Source organism: Neobacillus sp. S1227 (assembly GCF_055385255.1).
The window spans coordinates 3,383,314-3,396,600 of the sequence record NZ_AP038276.1 but is presented as its reverse complement, the minus strand read 5'-3'; the positions used below and the strand labels follow the sequence as shown (position 1 = coordinate 3,396,600).

Here is a 13,287-nt window from a genome sequence, read left to right as displayed (position 1 = left end):
TAATGAAAATTAAACGAAAATGTCTAAAGTTGAGTGGTTTTCTAGGAAGGATAAAAATAAACTAACGGATCTAGGTTGAAGGTCCATCTTAGGGATGACATAGCAAAAATTACGAATAATCGGGTTGTTTTTAATTCTTAAGGTATGTAAGGATTTGAGTTCCATTTCTTTACGAATGGTATGAATGGATAAAATAGAAATCCCTAAACCGGCTTCAACCGATTCTTTAATAATCTGAGAGCTTCCAAAGGAGCGAATTTCGTTAGGTGAGAAGTTATTTTCTGAGAAAAGTTGATTAATAGATTGACGGGTCGCAGAACCTTTCTCCCGAATAATCCATGTTTCATCATTTAAGTCCTGCAGTTCCACATCTTGTTTTGATGCAAGTGGGTGCTTAGGAGAGACAATCAGGACCATTTCATCTTGGGCAAATGGTTGAATATGTAATTTAGGATTCTCTACTATACCTTCAACAATGCCTAAATCCAATTCGCCACGAAGCAACTGTGAAATAATTCGATGGGAGTTCCGAATGGCGATATTTGGCTTAATGAGTGGAAATTCATCTGTAAATTCTGAAATGATTCTTGGAAGTATATATTCCCCAAATGTATAGCCCGAACCAATCGTAAGAATCCCGCTTGCTGAATGAGCCATTTCATCGATTAACCGATTCATCCGGTCATATAGGGATAGAATTTGCTTTGCATGCTGATACAAGATTTCCCCAGCCTTTGTTAATCGCACATATTTATTACTTCGGTCAAGCAACTTTAACTCATATTGTTTCTCTAGTACTTTAATGGATAAAGTAACAGCAGATTGAGAAATATGTAGGGCTTCGGCTGCACGCGTAAAGTTTTTTTTCTCGGCAACAGTAACAAAAGTGAGAAGATGATAATCCATTGTTACCTCCTTTAGTCATATTATTGTAAAAATTTACAGAATTTACACCTTATTAAGAATATTACAGTACCGATTTTATGATAGGAATAGGTAAAAGGTTCTATATACCTAAATTTGAAAGGATGAAGATGGTGAAAAAATTTTCAATTCTCATGGTAGTTTTATTGGTTTTGCTGGCTGGCTGCAGCAGTGATCGTACAAGTAAAACGACGGAAAAAGCTGAAACTGCTAACCAAACAGGAGGAGTTTTAAAAATTGCCCTGAATGCCCAGCCTCCAACGCTAGACACTCATTTAACGACACAAACCAATGCCCTCGAGGTAACCAGAAATATTTTTGAGACATTGGTTACCCAAAATGCCAAGCAGCAGCCAGTTCCGATGTTAGCCGAGTCAATCGAAAAGAGTGACGATGGTTTAACCTACACGTTTCACTTAAGGAAAGGTGTTAAATTTCATAATGGGAAGGAAATGAAGGCTGAGGATGTTACCGCATCGATGAATCGTTGGCTGCAACAGTCATCCCGGGCAAAATTACTGTTAAGCGGTGCAAATTTTGAGTCGAAGGATGATTATACCGTCGAACTTAAATTACAATCGGTTGCTTCAGATGTGTTAGATATTATGGCAGGACGTGGTCAATTTCCCGCCATTATGCCAAAGGAAATCATTGAATCTGCTGGAAAAGATGGCGTAACCGAATATATCGGGACCGGTCCTTTCGAATATGTTGAATGGAAACAGGATCAATATATTCGTTTAAAACGCTTTGATGATTACGCAGCTGTCGATGAGGAACCCAGCGGTATTGCCGGAAGAAAAACGGCCTATGTTGATGAAGTCTATTATTATATTGTAACGGACCCGTCAACTAGAATGGCCGGAGTCCAAACGGGCCAGTATGATATTGCGACCTACATGCCTTATGACAATTATGAACAGTTGAAAAGTGATAAAAATCTAAAAACCTATGTATCTTTTGATGGCGGTACATTAAATGTATCCTACAACAAAAAGCATGGATTGTTCACGGACCATAAAATCAGGGATGCTGTCAATACGGCATTAGATTTGAACGCTATCATGCTTGCAAGCTATGGGAATAAGGATTTATTCAAATTAAGTCCTGGTTATATGAATACGGAACAAGTAGACTGGGACACTGATGCAGGAAAAGAGTCTTATAATCTTGCCGATCCTGATGCGGCCAAAACCAAGCTGAAAGAAGCTGGTTATAATGGAGAGGAAATCACCCTGTATTCTACACGAGATTACGATTATATGTATAACTCGGCTGTTGTGATGAAAGAAGAGTTGGAACAAATTGGGATGAAAGTGAAGCTAGAAATATTTGACTGGCCGACTCTTATCGAAAGAAGGGAGAATCCAGAAAACTGGGACATCATGGTTGTGGGAACAGGATATGTCACCACTCCATCACAGTTACTGGTGGTGAATCCAGATTACGTTGGCTGGACCAATGACCAAAAGATTACGGACTTGCTTGCTAAGATTAGAACTTCAGCTTCACAAGAAGAAGCAAAAGAACTCTGGGAAGAATTACAAACCTACATGTGGGATGACTATTTGCCGTTTACTTTATTTGGGCATTATTCAACCATCATGTCTACCACCAACAAACTTGAAGGTTTTACTGCTTTCCAAGGGGCTATTCCTTGGAACGTAAAAAAGAAACAATAGAAGCTCCATAAAAGAAATACTCCTCTCATTTATCCCAGATTAGTGGGTGGAGTATTTCTCTAAACGGGAATATCCATCATTCCTTAATTATTAGGAGGAAACATAATGAATAATCAAAACATCTTGGATGACTTTTTACATGTACCTTCAGCCTATAAATCACAAATCATTCCTGGCAAGGGCAGATTTACATTTGTTTCTAATTTGACAGGCCTTCCGCAAGTTTGGACTCTTGATCAAGAGCAAAAACCAGTGCCATATGTAAGCATGGAAGAGCGTACGCTTGGGATTTATCATGCACCTAACGGAAAAATGACGGTCATTGGAATGGACTGGAAGGGGAATGAAAAACAGCAGTTATACCTATACCGTGAAGGGAGTTCATCGGTAGAGCCATTGGTTCAATCGCCAGAGCATTTTCACTATGTTGGCGGGTGGTCACCAGATAATAAGTATGTTTCCTATACGAGCAACCGCCGTCAACCAGGCTATTTCGATGTATTTATCGTAGATATTGAAACGAAGGAATCAAAGACGGTCTTTCAAAACGACGGAAATTGCGATGTCCTCAGCTGGATCGATAATGAAAATATATTAATCAGCATTACGGAATCCAACCTAGACAATGCAATCTACCGATTCAATATGAAGACACAGAAAAAAACCCGAATCGGAAATGACAACCATGCAGCTGGTTACAAAAATGTAGTCATGAATAAAAACGGCGATGGAGGTTATTTGTTAACCAATCTTGGAACAGAAACCTATTATCTAAGCGGCTTTTCTTTTGCTGCCCCCGATAAATTAAAGAAGCTTGTCCATTGGCCTGAATGGGATGTTGAAGAAGTGAAGAAGTCTCCTGATGAACAAAGACTTGCCTTAACCGTAAACGAAGCAGGCTACTTGCGCCTATGGTTGTATGAACCTCATTCGAATAAAAAAGAAGAAATTACAGGGTTTCCTGTAGGTGTGATTGAATCCATCTCCTGGCTGAATAATGAGGAATTTATTTTTTCATTGAAGACACCTTCTTTACCAGGAGACATCTGGAAATATTCGATATCCTCTCGAAGAGTTACACGATTAACGTATATCAGTGATTCTGAAACGGTTTCCCGTCACTCTGTTGAACCCCAATTATGTTCGTTTACCTCTTTCGATCAATTGGAGGTTCCTTACTTTTTCTATAATCAAGGGAATGAAAAAAATAAGCCTGCTGTTATTTATGTTCACGGTGGACCGGAGGGACAGACGAAAGCAGAATTTAACCCTGTGATTCAGTATTTGGCCAGTCAAGGCTTTGCGGTGGCAGCACCCAATGTCCGTGGCAGCAGCGGATACGGCAGGACTTATATACAACTGGACGATGCCCGTAAAAGAATGGACTCTGTCAAAGACCTTGTATGGTTGGTCAGAGATTTAATAGATACCCATCAAGTCGACCCGGACAACATTGGCATTATGGGACGAAGCTATGGTGGATTCATGGTATTGGCTGCGATTACTCACTATCCTGATGTATGGGCAGCCGGCGTTGATATTGTGGGAATCTCGAATCTGAGAACCTTGTTAACCAATACAGGAGCATGGAGACGCAGGCTAAGAGAGTGCGAATATGGTTTCCTAGATCAAGACAGTGATTTCTTTGATGAAATTGCTCCTTTACATCACGCCCATAAAATAAAGGTTCCGTTGCTGGTATTCCACGGACTGAATGATACTCGTGTACCAGTCAGTGAATCAGAGCAACTTGTGAAGGAAATGAAAGCACGCGGTCAACAAGTTGAACTAACGGTTTTTGATAATGAAGGTCATCAGACAGAAAAACGAGCCAATCACATTGTGATGCACCAAAATACCATCGAATTCTTTATCAAGCATTTAACAAAATCCACCATGGCAAAATAAGGGGGGCGTTCTTTTGATAGAAGAAATCTATCAATATATTGAAGACCATAAAGAAATGTATCTAGAGTGGTTAATGGAAATTTGCAGACAGCCAAGTGTTGCGGCTCAAAACCGAGGGATTGAAGAAACGGTTACTCTAGTAGAACAGTACTTACAGAGATTATCTTTTTCAGTAGAAAAGATATCTATGTCGGGCAATCCCATCGTTTATGGCGAACTAGATTCCAGTAAAGGAAAAACCCTTACCTTTTATAATCACTACGATGTACAGCCAGAGGATCCAATTGAATTATGGGAAAGCCCGCCCTTTTCTCCAGAGATTCGGGACGGAAAATTATTCGCACGAGGAACCGCTGATAACAAAGGGACGTTACTTTCAAGAATATGTGCCATTCATGCTTATCAGCAGGTATATAAGGAGTTGCCAATCAATATTAAATTTATTATTGAAGGGGAAGAAGAGATTGGCAGTCCTCATCTTTCCGAATTTACCGAAAATCATTCTGATAAATTAACAACGGACGGATGCATTTGGGAAAATGGATTTAAAAGTACAGATGGCAGGCTGCAGATCACGCTTGGTTGTAAAGGAATGCTCTATGTGGAATTGCATGCAAAAGGGGCAAATGTGGATCTGCATTCAGCAAAGGCAGCGATTGTCACAAACCCTGCTTGGAGATTGGTATGGGCATTAAGTACGTTGAAGAATGAACAGGAAGAAATCTTAATAGACGGTTTTTATGATCGGATTCAAAAGATGACCACAGAGGAAAAGGAATTAACAGAGTCCATTGATTATAAAGAAAGGGAAGAATTAGAGCAGCTTGGACTTAAATCCTATTTAAATAACTTAACAGGCTTCAATCTGAAAGAAAAACTAATCTTTCAACCTACTTGTACCATTTGTGGAATGGAATCAGGGTATACCGAACAAGGTGCAAAAACGGTATTACCCTCTGTGGCAAAAGCAAAAATTGATTTCCGGTTAGTATCTGAACAAGATCCTGATGAAATTTTGCAACTGTTAAGGAAACACTTGGATAAACATGGATTTGATGATATTGAAATCGTCCGCTTGAAAGGGCAGCGGGCTGCCTTGACAAATTTGAATGACCCTCTTGTTCAGAAAGTGGTCAGCAGTGCTGAGAAATTTTTCGAAAAAAAGCCGCAAGTCATGAGGTCACAGGCAGGAACCGGCCCGATGTATACCCTTTGTCAAAAGTTTGATATTCCAGCAGTTGGATTCGGAGTAGGTCATGCTGGCTCTCAAAATCATGCTCCCAATGAGAATATTTATATCAATGACTTTATCGAAGGAATCAAGTTTGCTGCACTTGTCATCCATGAATTTTAAATGATTCTAGCTTTTTATAGGAAATAAAATGTTAGGAGTGGTGAAGTTGATAGAGGTAGAAAGTAGGAAGATGGAGGACATGCTGAACCTTTTAGAGAAGCTGGTGAATATGGATAGCGGCAGTTATTTTAAGCAGGGGATTGATGAGATAGGTGCTGTTTTATCAAAAGAATATGAATCAATCGGTTTTGAGGTACATGTCCATCCCCAAGAGGAACGAGGAAATAATCTGGTGATCAGGCACCCTGATGCCATGAATCCAAAGGTGATGATTATCGCCCATATGGATACTGTTTTTCCAAGAGGGACGGCAGAAAAGCGGCCTTTTAAGATAGAGGGAAATTATGCTTTTGGGCCTGGTGTCGTCGATATGAAAGCAAGCTTGGTTTCTGTCCTATTTGCCATGAAAACATTGGTTGAGAAGCAAGATGATGCCTATAAGAATGTTGAAATTGTTCTCAATAGTGACGAAGAAATCGGTTCAAGACACTCGAGGACTCTTATCGAACAGGTTGGAAAGGATAAAGAGTATGCCCTTATTATGGAGGCTGCGGGGAAAGATGGTTCAATTGTAACGCAGCGAAAGGGCGGAGCAAGGTACAAAATTAAAGTAGAAGGAGTACCTGCTCATTCAGGGTCTGAGCATGAAAAGGGCCGCAGTGCGATTGAAGAAATCGCTTATAAAACGATAAAATTGCATAAAATCACTGATTATCAGAAAGGCATCACTGTTAATGTTGGATTGTTAAAAGGAGGAACTTCCGCCAATACAATCGCCCCTATTGCGGAAGCTGAAGTGGATGTAAGGATCACAAAACTGGAGCAAATAAATGAAGTGGAGCAGAAAATGAAAGAGATTTGCTCTGAGCCTAACATCAAAGGGACAAAAATCAAACTAGCAGGCCAGTTAAATCGGCCCCCAATGGTGAAGACCAAGAAATCGATTGAATTGATTGGTTTAGTGCAGGACATTGGGAATGACATGGGGATTGAAATTAAAGAGTCATTTAGAGGAGGATGTTCAGATGGCTCTTTCACCAGCTCAATGGGCATCGCAACTGTCGATGGGCTGGGACCAATAGGCGGGAACGGCCATAGGGATGATGAGTATTTAGACATTTCATCATTACCTGAACGAACGGCGTTGCTGGCAGAAACCATTAGCAGATTGACACATTTGAGTCGGATGCCACTATTTAAGGGAAAACAAAAATAATCTACCTTTGAGTCAGCGGCCTTGATACTCATTCTTATGTTGGTCTACCGGTGGGGAAATATCCTTCCGCAAATAGTTTGGTAGAAATTTAAATCAATAGATCGTGATAGAAGAATGGTGCAGGAAGAATTCCTGCGCCATATCTGTTTGTAACGGGTATAAAAGAAAGCCATTTAATCCCTAATCTTAATTCTGGGGGTTCCTACTCCACTTCATAGATAACTAGCCACGTTTAATAAGAATTACTCCAAGACCCCTAGCATTATTCGCATGCAAACAGTTTTACCTTGAACGATGACTTTTACATTTACTGAAACAATATATATCCATTAATTGTATGAAACAAAACTGGATTTACTATCTAGGTCTATCATTACTGCCACTTCATGAATTGTCGTTTTTTTATAAGGAAAAATTATACATATCTGTTGTTTCTTTAATAAGAATCTATTATCCTATATAAATAACCATATATTAGGAGTGATTTAGTGAAGAGTAAATTTATGTTGTCTTTTGTTACATTACTTTTTGGATTAATGACCATTGCTGGGGGTGCTTCTGCCCAAACCGTTACATATCCTCCATCGCTCGCACACAAAAATGGTGCGATGGCTTTTGAACACATGAGATACCTTGCATATGAAATTGGTCCAAGGACAGCTGGTAGTCCGAATGAAAGATTAGCAGAACAATATATTAAAGGTCAGTTTGAGCGAATTGGCTTTGAGACGAATGTGCAAGATTTTACTTATACAAGCAGAGGAAATCAGTTTTCATCTTCCAATGTAATTGCCTATAAGCCTGGTAAATCTACGAAGCAAATTATCGTAGGGGCCCACTATGATTCAGTTTCCGTAGGGCGAGGCGTTGATGATAATGCTTCAGGCGTGGGTGTCCTATTAGAAACGGCAGAAGTTTTAAAGAATATCAAAACCCCTTACTCGATTGTATTTATCGCATTTGGAGCAGAAGAACCAGGATTAAAAGGCTCTAGCTATTATGCCAATCATATGACATCCGATGAAATCGCTAATACAGTCGGGATGATCAATATGGACAGCCTTGCTGTTGGTGATAAAATGTTTGTTTATGGAGATGAAGGAGAATCTGGCTTCATTCGTAACCAAGCTTTAGCTATCGTACACAAGAAAAAACTAAACGTGGAAACAAATCCAGGACTGAACCCTGATTATCCAGCTGGCACAACTGGGGACTGGAGCGACCATGCACCATTTAAAGCGAAAGGTATCCCTTACGGATATTTGGAGGCCACCAACTGGGAAATTGGTGATTTAGATGGCTATACTCAAACCGTTGAGCATGGTGAAGTATGGCATACACCTAACGATACCCTTGAGTTTATCGAGAATGCATATCCAGGGAGAATTCAGGAACATTTGTCCACCTTTAGTATTTTACTAACTGATCTATTAAAATTTATGGACAAAACAAGCACTTCCAAATAACTCCATATTAGAATAGAAGGGCTGTCTCACTAAATGTGTGTGCCGTTCTCTTTTGGAGTACTGGCAACTATTAAACCATATTTAAAAGCAACCCATTTTGCAGAGTAATTAGCAATGGAATTTGTTCCCCCTTTTATTCATTTAATAGGTTTATTAAGGAAATTAGGGTTAAAATCAAACCTTAAATCACATGTCCATTAGCATTTACAATAATAAAAATTATGGTTTTGCGTTTTCGTGTGGGATTTCATATGCCAATAGCAATTTCATCAAAATTAAAAAATAGGGAACTTCATTTGAAGTTCCCACTTTTGTGTCACTTATTCCATATTTATTAGTCGGTTCCCAACCTAAAAAGGTACAAATATTTATTGCATATTGAGACTAACCATTAGTTGAAGTAGCGCTAAAAATATTTTCAAAATAATCTTCCTATAAACGTGCTAAAAGCAGCGTGATTTCAATTGAGAAACACACTGCTTTTAAAAAAGGAGAATGGCTTACTAAAAAGTGTGAGACAACATTTCTTCTTTCTAACAATCATGAAAAAGCATCATAAAAGGTATTGAATATAAATTAAACTTGAGGAAAAACGTTAAAAAATAAGGAAGTTGGGGCAGATTCTTGGGAAAAAGCTCTTAAGTTAATAAATCAATTTTGCTATTATACTCATTGTTTATCGAATAATATTATTATGTTAACTGAAATAAATAGGATAGAAATAAAGAATTCCAGTCTCCTTGCTTAGTTATTATCATTTATTACTCTTAATTCAAGGAGGTAGAGAAAATACACTCCTAAATACGCACCTGTCATAAGGAAAAAGGGATTTAAAAATACTCCGTGTATGTTGGTCATAAAGACTTTATGATCTTTGATTATGTCATAAATAGCGAACGAAGAAATATTTCCAAAAATAAGTGCTGATAAGATTGCCGCTAAATCAAATAAGACCTTCAATTTAGACCATTTTTTATGAAGTATAACCATTAAGATGGGGATCACAACACTTCCGATAATTAAAAGCATCTTCATCTGTATCACCTCGCATATCATTCTTTACTTAACAAAAGGGCATTAAACATTACTAAGTTGCAAGGGAAAAGTAAAGATTATGTAGCTTATTTTAACGGATTCTTTATTGTCCTAAATAGGGAAGCGAGTGGCAACAGGACAATGCTCTGTAAACCCACTGAAACCTTTTCGAGCTGTCTTCGTATTATAGTAAAACAAATTTGGATATTTGTGGAAGGAGAACAAATATATGTCCGAAAAAGGCTGTATAAAATGTGGAAGCAAAGATGCAGGAACAAAGGAAGTTGCAATGACGGGAACTGGTTTATCGAAAATCTTAGATATTCAACACAATACCTTTATCGTGGTGTTTTGTAAAAAATGTGGTTACTCGGAATTCTATAATAAGCAATCTTCTAAAACGTCCAATATATTAGATTTATTCTTTGGGTAATTAAATAATAACTATAATTTTATTATGTAAACTAAATTGAAGATGTTCATTAAGTATCTTAAAGGCAGAATTCAAGGGTCAGTCCCAAAGTGGCTAAGTTTTAACGAACTGGGGGGCTGACACCATTTTTAAGAAAAAAGTTCTAGTGGTCCAAATTCGACTGTCTTGCCGAATAAAACCTTACAAAAAACTTCGTCATGCCGTAAGCAATCATTGAAATAATAATATCTATAAAAAATAAATGAACGATTGTAAATCCCTTATAGATGGAAACGAGACCCATCCACTTCTCAATAGGTGCAAATACAAAAGCAATTATGGCACTTAGTACAGTAGTCCAAATAATGAAGGGTTTATCTTTATTCAGGCAATATTGATAGACAAACATAAAGGAAACAGGGATAAGAGAGGCTGTAATTCCTAAAGCTTGTGGCAAGAAGGGCGTTAGGAAATAATGATGGTCTACATAACCTTGTCTGATAAGCATGAGGTCTGTATATGTCCATAACATATGTACTGTGTAGCCAAAGAACAGAATTTCAAGGCTTCTATTTCGGTTAAGTTTAATAAGAAGTACAATCAGTGGAACAAGCAAGAAGAGCAGGATGACCCAGAACTGCCAGTTTCCCCAGTCAGAATGCCCACGCCAAAAAGAATGCATTAAAGATGAAACCTGCTCATTCTTATTGTTTATTTCTTTCCAATATTGTTTAACAGACATGCGATCAACCCCTTATACGCAAAAAACCACTGATACTCGAATTATTGAATAATCCCTTATATATTTCCAATTTTTCCTTAGTAATCACCTGTTATTAAATTTGCCAAGCACCTTATTTTTATACAAAAATAAGGTACTGCCAATAAGCAGCCCTTAATTTAATAACTCTTTATATAAATTAATGTAAGCAACGGTTTCTTGTTCAGGTGAACTGTTTTCGCAGATCCATTTTTTTGCTTGTTGAATCACTTTTTCTCGTAAGGTAACATCAGATACAATGGATTTAATGGCCTTTTTAAATTCATCCATTGTTTCATAAAGCCAACCTGTTTGTTCGTGACGAATCAATTGGATATTAGCTTCATTTTTACGCGCGATGACAGGCCGCCCTAATGCCATTGCTTCCATAATGGCAAGCGACTGACCCTCAGATAGGGAAGTATTTATGACAATTTGGGCTTGTTCGTACCAGAATTTCATTACCTCATAAGGGACAACACCAGCATACTTCATCCAATGGTGATATTCTGCTTCACTATGTACCTTTTTATAGACATTCTCATCTATCTTAGCCCCAAGAATCGTGAATTCCATATTTGGGTATTCAAGAATGTGCTGGAACAACATGCAAAACATCTTTTACTGGACGCAATCCGGCAGGAAGAAGGATACGCGGAAACATCTCTCCTTTTATGGGTAATATATTCCATGGCAGCCAGATCCCTTGGGGAATGACGATGGTCTTATCGGTCCATCCAGGGAATAACCGTCTTACCTTTTCCTTTGCATCATCTGTAAAAACAGTAATAAACGCCGCATCATTTAAAAATGAAAATATTTCATCATTCATGTTAGCCTGCAAATCAACATTAATATCTGTTCCTCCCATCGTTACCAGATAGGGGCGATTTAAAATAAAATCGTTTTCTTTTTGCCATTGAATAAATCGGGTGGCATGTAATATATGATAAATATCTGCTTCTGAACGATGCCAATCATCCTCTTCCAAGTATGGGATAACGGAAGTATGAATATTTCCCTGCTGCAAAAAGTGAACAAGCCGCTTTATTGTTGTAGAATTTCCTCTTGGTTGATTAAAATAAGGAGCAAAAAATAAAATATGCATACTGGCCACCTGTATTTTATTTAATAAATTTATGGATTAATCCTTAAAGATTCCTCTCTAGTAATATCCAAACTTGTTCGACCATAATATGAGGTGGGTAGGGCATTGCATTCTTGAACCACCATTCCACTATTCCTACATAGGATGTCACAATTGTAAACTTTTAGCATCTTGTTTCTGGATATAGTATCAAATAGCTAAAAATCAAGATATTGGAAAGCGAGGAAAAAATAATGGAATATGTGAAACTTGGAAATACTGGCTTGGATGTATCGCGGATTTGTCTCGGATGCATGGGTTTTGGTGAGAAGGGACGTTGGGTTCACCCTTGGGTAATTGATGAAGAGAGCAGCCGTTCTATCATCAAAAGAGCCCTTGATTTAGGTATTAATTTCTTTGATACAGCGAATGTCTATTCAGATGGAACAAGTGAGGAGTTTGTTGGACGTGCCCTTAAGGATTTTGCCAACCGGGATGAGATTGTCCTTGCCACAAAGGTTTATTTTCCGCCGGGTAAAGATTTAAACAGCATAAGTCCGAACAGGAAAGGCCTCTCCCGAAAGAATATTATGAGTGAAATAGATAAAAGTCTTAAACGCATAGGAACAGATTATATAGACCTTTATATAACCCATCGTTGGGATTATAACACGCCCATCGAAGAGACAATGGAAGCATTACATGATGTGGTGAAAGCAGGTAAAGCGAGATACATTGGTGCTTCTGCCATGTATGCATGGCAGTTTCTAAAGGCTTTGAATGTGTCAGAGAAACATGGATGGACTCGTTTTGTATCGATGCAGAACCACCTCAACCTCATATACCGTGAAGAGGAACGGGAGATGCTGCCACTTTGTAAGGAAGAAAAAATTGGGGTGACTCCATATAGCCCACTTGCTTCAGGCAGATTGACGCGTGATTGGTCCGAAACCACACTTCGTTCCGAAACCGACCAAACGCAGAAATCAAAGTACAATCCAACGGCAAGCACTGACCGATTAATTGCAGAGCGGGTTGCAGAACTGGCTGAAAAACACGGCGTCCTTCGTTCGCAAGTTGCCATTGCTTGGTTGTTACAGAAAGAAACGGTAACAGCACCTATTATCGGGGCAACGAAACTATCCCATCTTGACGACGCGGTCGGTGCTCTATCTGTAACATTAACACCGGAAGAAATTGCGTACTTAGAAGAACCGTATGTACCGCATCCGGTAGTTGGCGCACTATAATTGATGAAATTTTTTCAGGAGTAGCGTTTTTACTCTGCTCTGTTCTTTGATCAAACGCTTTAACGCACAGTGGGACTGGCCTCATTTTTTAATGCCTTTTTTCATGGATCATTCGCAGCTATCGGATTAAGGCCCTATTATATCTGAATGTTGATTTCACTGTGTTTGAAAAATTAACGGTAAAATTCCGTTT

The 13,287-nt window shown here is 38.6% G+C and carries 12 protein-coding genes; 7 read left to right on the top strand and 5 right to left on the bottom strand.

Translation table 11 applies throughout. From position 1 onward, the window contains the following. Positions 1-9 precede the first annotated feature (9 nt). Positions 10-906: a LysR family transcriptional regulator gene (locus tag ACZ5AE_RS16950; protein WP_464565785.1), complete on the bottom strand. Its 897-nt coding sequence runs from the start codon at positions 904-906 to the stop codon at positions 10-12. Positions 907-1,058: 152 nt separating this feature from the next. Between ACZ5AE_RS16950 and ACZ5AE_RS16945 the strand changes: the two genes are divergently transcribed. The 5 genes from ACZ5AE_RS16945 to ACZ5AE_RS16925 all read left to right on the top strand — a co-directional run bounded on the left by ACZ5AE_RS16945 (position 1,059) and on the right by ACZ5AE_RS16925 (position 8,550). Further along, positions 1,059-2,606, top strand: coding sequence for an ABC transporter substrate-binding protein (locus tag ACZ5AE_RS16945; protein WP_464565784.1), 1,548 nt, complete (start codon positions 1,059-1,061; stop codon positions 2,604-2,606). A gap of 105 nt (positions 2,607-2,711) precedes the next feature. Continuing rightward, entirely contained in the window at positions 2,712-4,514 is a 1,803-nt protein-coding gene (locus tag ACZ5AE_RS16940) for a S9 family peptidase (RefSeq protein ID WP_464565782.1), read from the top strand. Between the two features lie 13 nt (positions 4,515-4,527). Next, positions 4,528-5,868, top strand: coding sequence for a M20/M25/M40 family metallo-hydrolase (locus ACZ5AE_RS16935; protein WP_464565780.1), 1,341 nt, complete (start codon positions 4,528-4,530; stop codon positions 5,866-5,868). 40 nt (positions 5,869-5,908) lie between these two features. After that, a complete protein-coding gene (locus ACZ5AE_RS16930; protein WP_464565778.1) occupies positions 5,909-7,084 on the top strand; it encodes a M20 family metallopeptidase in 1,176 nt (391 codons plus the stop codon). A gap of 488 nt (positions 7,085-7,572) precedes the next feature. Continuing rightward, positions 7,573-8,550, top strand: coding sequence for a M20/M25/M40 family metallo-hydrolase (locus ACZ5AE_RS16925; protein WP_464565776.1), 978 nt, complete (start codon positions 7,573-7,575; stop codon positions 8,548-8,550). A gap of 744 nt (positions 8,551-9,294) precedes the next feature. Here the strand turns inward: ACZ5AE_RS16925 and ACZ5AE_RS16920 are convergent. Further along, on the bottom strand, positions 9,295-9,585 hold the full coding sequence (locus ACZ5AE_RS16920; RefSeq protein ID WP_464565774.1) for a transposase: 291 nt from the start codon (positions 9,583-9,585) through the stop codon (positions 9,295-9,297). Positions 9,586-9,814: 229 nt separating this feature from the next. Between ACZ5AE_RS16920 and ACZ5AE_RS16915 the strand changes: the two genes are divergently transcribed. Next, positions 9,815-10,018, top strand: a complete 204-nt coding sequence (locus ACZ5AE_RS16915) for a zinc ribbon domain-containing protein (RefSeq protein ID WP_464565772.1) — start codon at positions 9,815-9,817, stop codon at positions 10,016-10,018. 142 nt (positions 10,019-10,160) lie between these two features. On the opposite strand, the gene ACZ5AE_RS16910 is transcribed toward ACZ5AE_RS16915, so the two are convergent. The 3 genes from ACZ5AE_RS16910 to ACZ5AE_RS16900 form a co-directional block, all read right to left on the bottom strand. After that, positions 10,161-10,739, bottom strand: coding sequence for a hypothetical protein (locus ACZ5AE_RS16910; protein ID WP_464565770.1), 579 nt, complete (start codon positions 10,737-10,739; stop codon positions 10,161-10,163). A gap of 153 nt (positions 10,740-10,892) precedes the next feature. Continuing rightward, positions 10,893-11,333, bottom strand: a complete 441-nt coding sequence (locus ACZ5AE_RS16905) for a glycosyltransferase (protein WP_464565768.1) — start codon at positions 11,331-11,333, stop codon at positions 10,893-10,895. A gap of 10 nt (positions 11,334-11,343) precedes the next feature. Continuing rightward, positions 11,344-11,865, bottom strand: coding sequence for a hypothetical protein (locus ACZ5AE_RS16900; RefSeq protein WP_464565766.1), 522 nt, complete (start codon positions 11,863-11,865; stop codon positions 11,344-11,346). Between the two features lie 233 nt (positions 11,866-12,098). Between ACZ5AE_RS16900 and ACZ5AE_RS16895 the strand changes: the two genes are divergently transcribed. After that, complete coding sequence (locus ACZ5AE_RS16895) at positions 12,099-13,094, top strand: aldo/keto reductase (protein ID WP_464565764.1); 996 nt, start codon at positions 12,099-12,101, stop codon at positions 13,092-13,094. Positions 13,095-13,287 lie beyond the last annotated feature (193 nt).

Excerpts from the sequence above, each read along its gene's own strand:
- ACZ5AE_RS16950 (WP_464565785.1), bottom strand. The coding sequence starts at position 906 with ATGGATTATCATCTTCTCACTTTTGTTACTGTTGCCGAGAAAAAAAAC.
- ACZ5AE_RS16945 (WP_464565784.1), top strand. The coding sequence starts at position 1,059 with ATGGTAGTTTTATTGGTTTTGCTGGCTGGCTGCAGCAGTGATCGTACA.
- ACZ5AE_RS16940 (WP_464565782.1), top strand. The coding sequence starts at position 2,712 with ATGAATAATCAAAACATCTTGGATGACTTTTTACATGTACCTTCAGCC.
- ACZ5AE_RS16920 (WP_464565774.1), bottom strand. The coding sequence starts at position 9,585 with ATGAAGATGCTTTTAATTATCGGAAGTGTTGTGATCCCCATCTTAATG.
- ACZ5AE_RS16915 (WP_464565772.1), top strand. The coding sequence starts at position 9,815 with ATGTCCGAAAAAGGCTGTATAAAATGTGGAAGCAAAGATGCAGGAACA.
- ACZ5AE_RS16910 (WP_464565770.1), bottom strand. The coding sequence starts at position 10,739 with ATGTCTGTTAAACAATATTGGAAAGAAATAAACAATAAGAATGAGCAG.
- ACZ5AE_RS16905 (WP_464565768.1), bottom strand. The coding sequence starts at position 11,333 with ATGGAATTCACGATTCTTGGGGCTAAGATAGATGAGAATGTCTATAAA.
- ACZ5AE_RS16900 (WP_464565766.1), bottom strand. The coding sequence starts at position 11,865 with ATGCATATTTTATTTTTTGCTCCTTATTTTAATCAACCAAGAGGAAAT.
- ACZ5AE_RS16895 (WP_464565764.1), top strand. The coding sequence starts at position 12,099 with ATGGAATATGTGAAACTTGGAAATACTGGCTTGGATGTATCGCGGATT.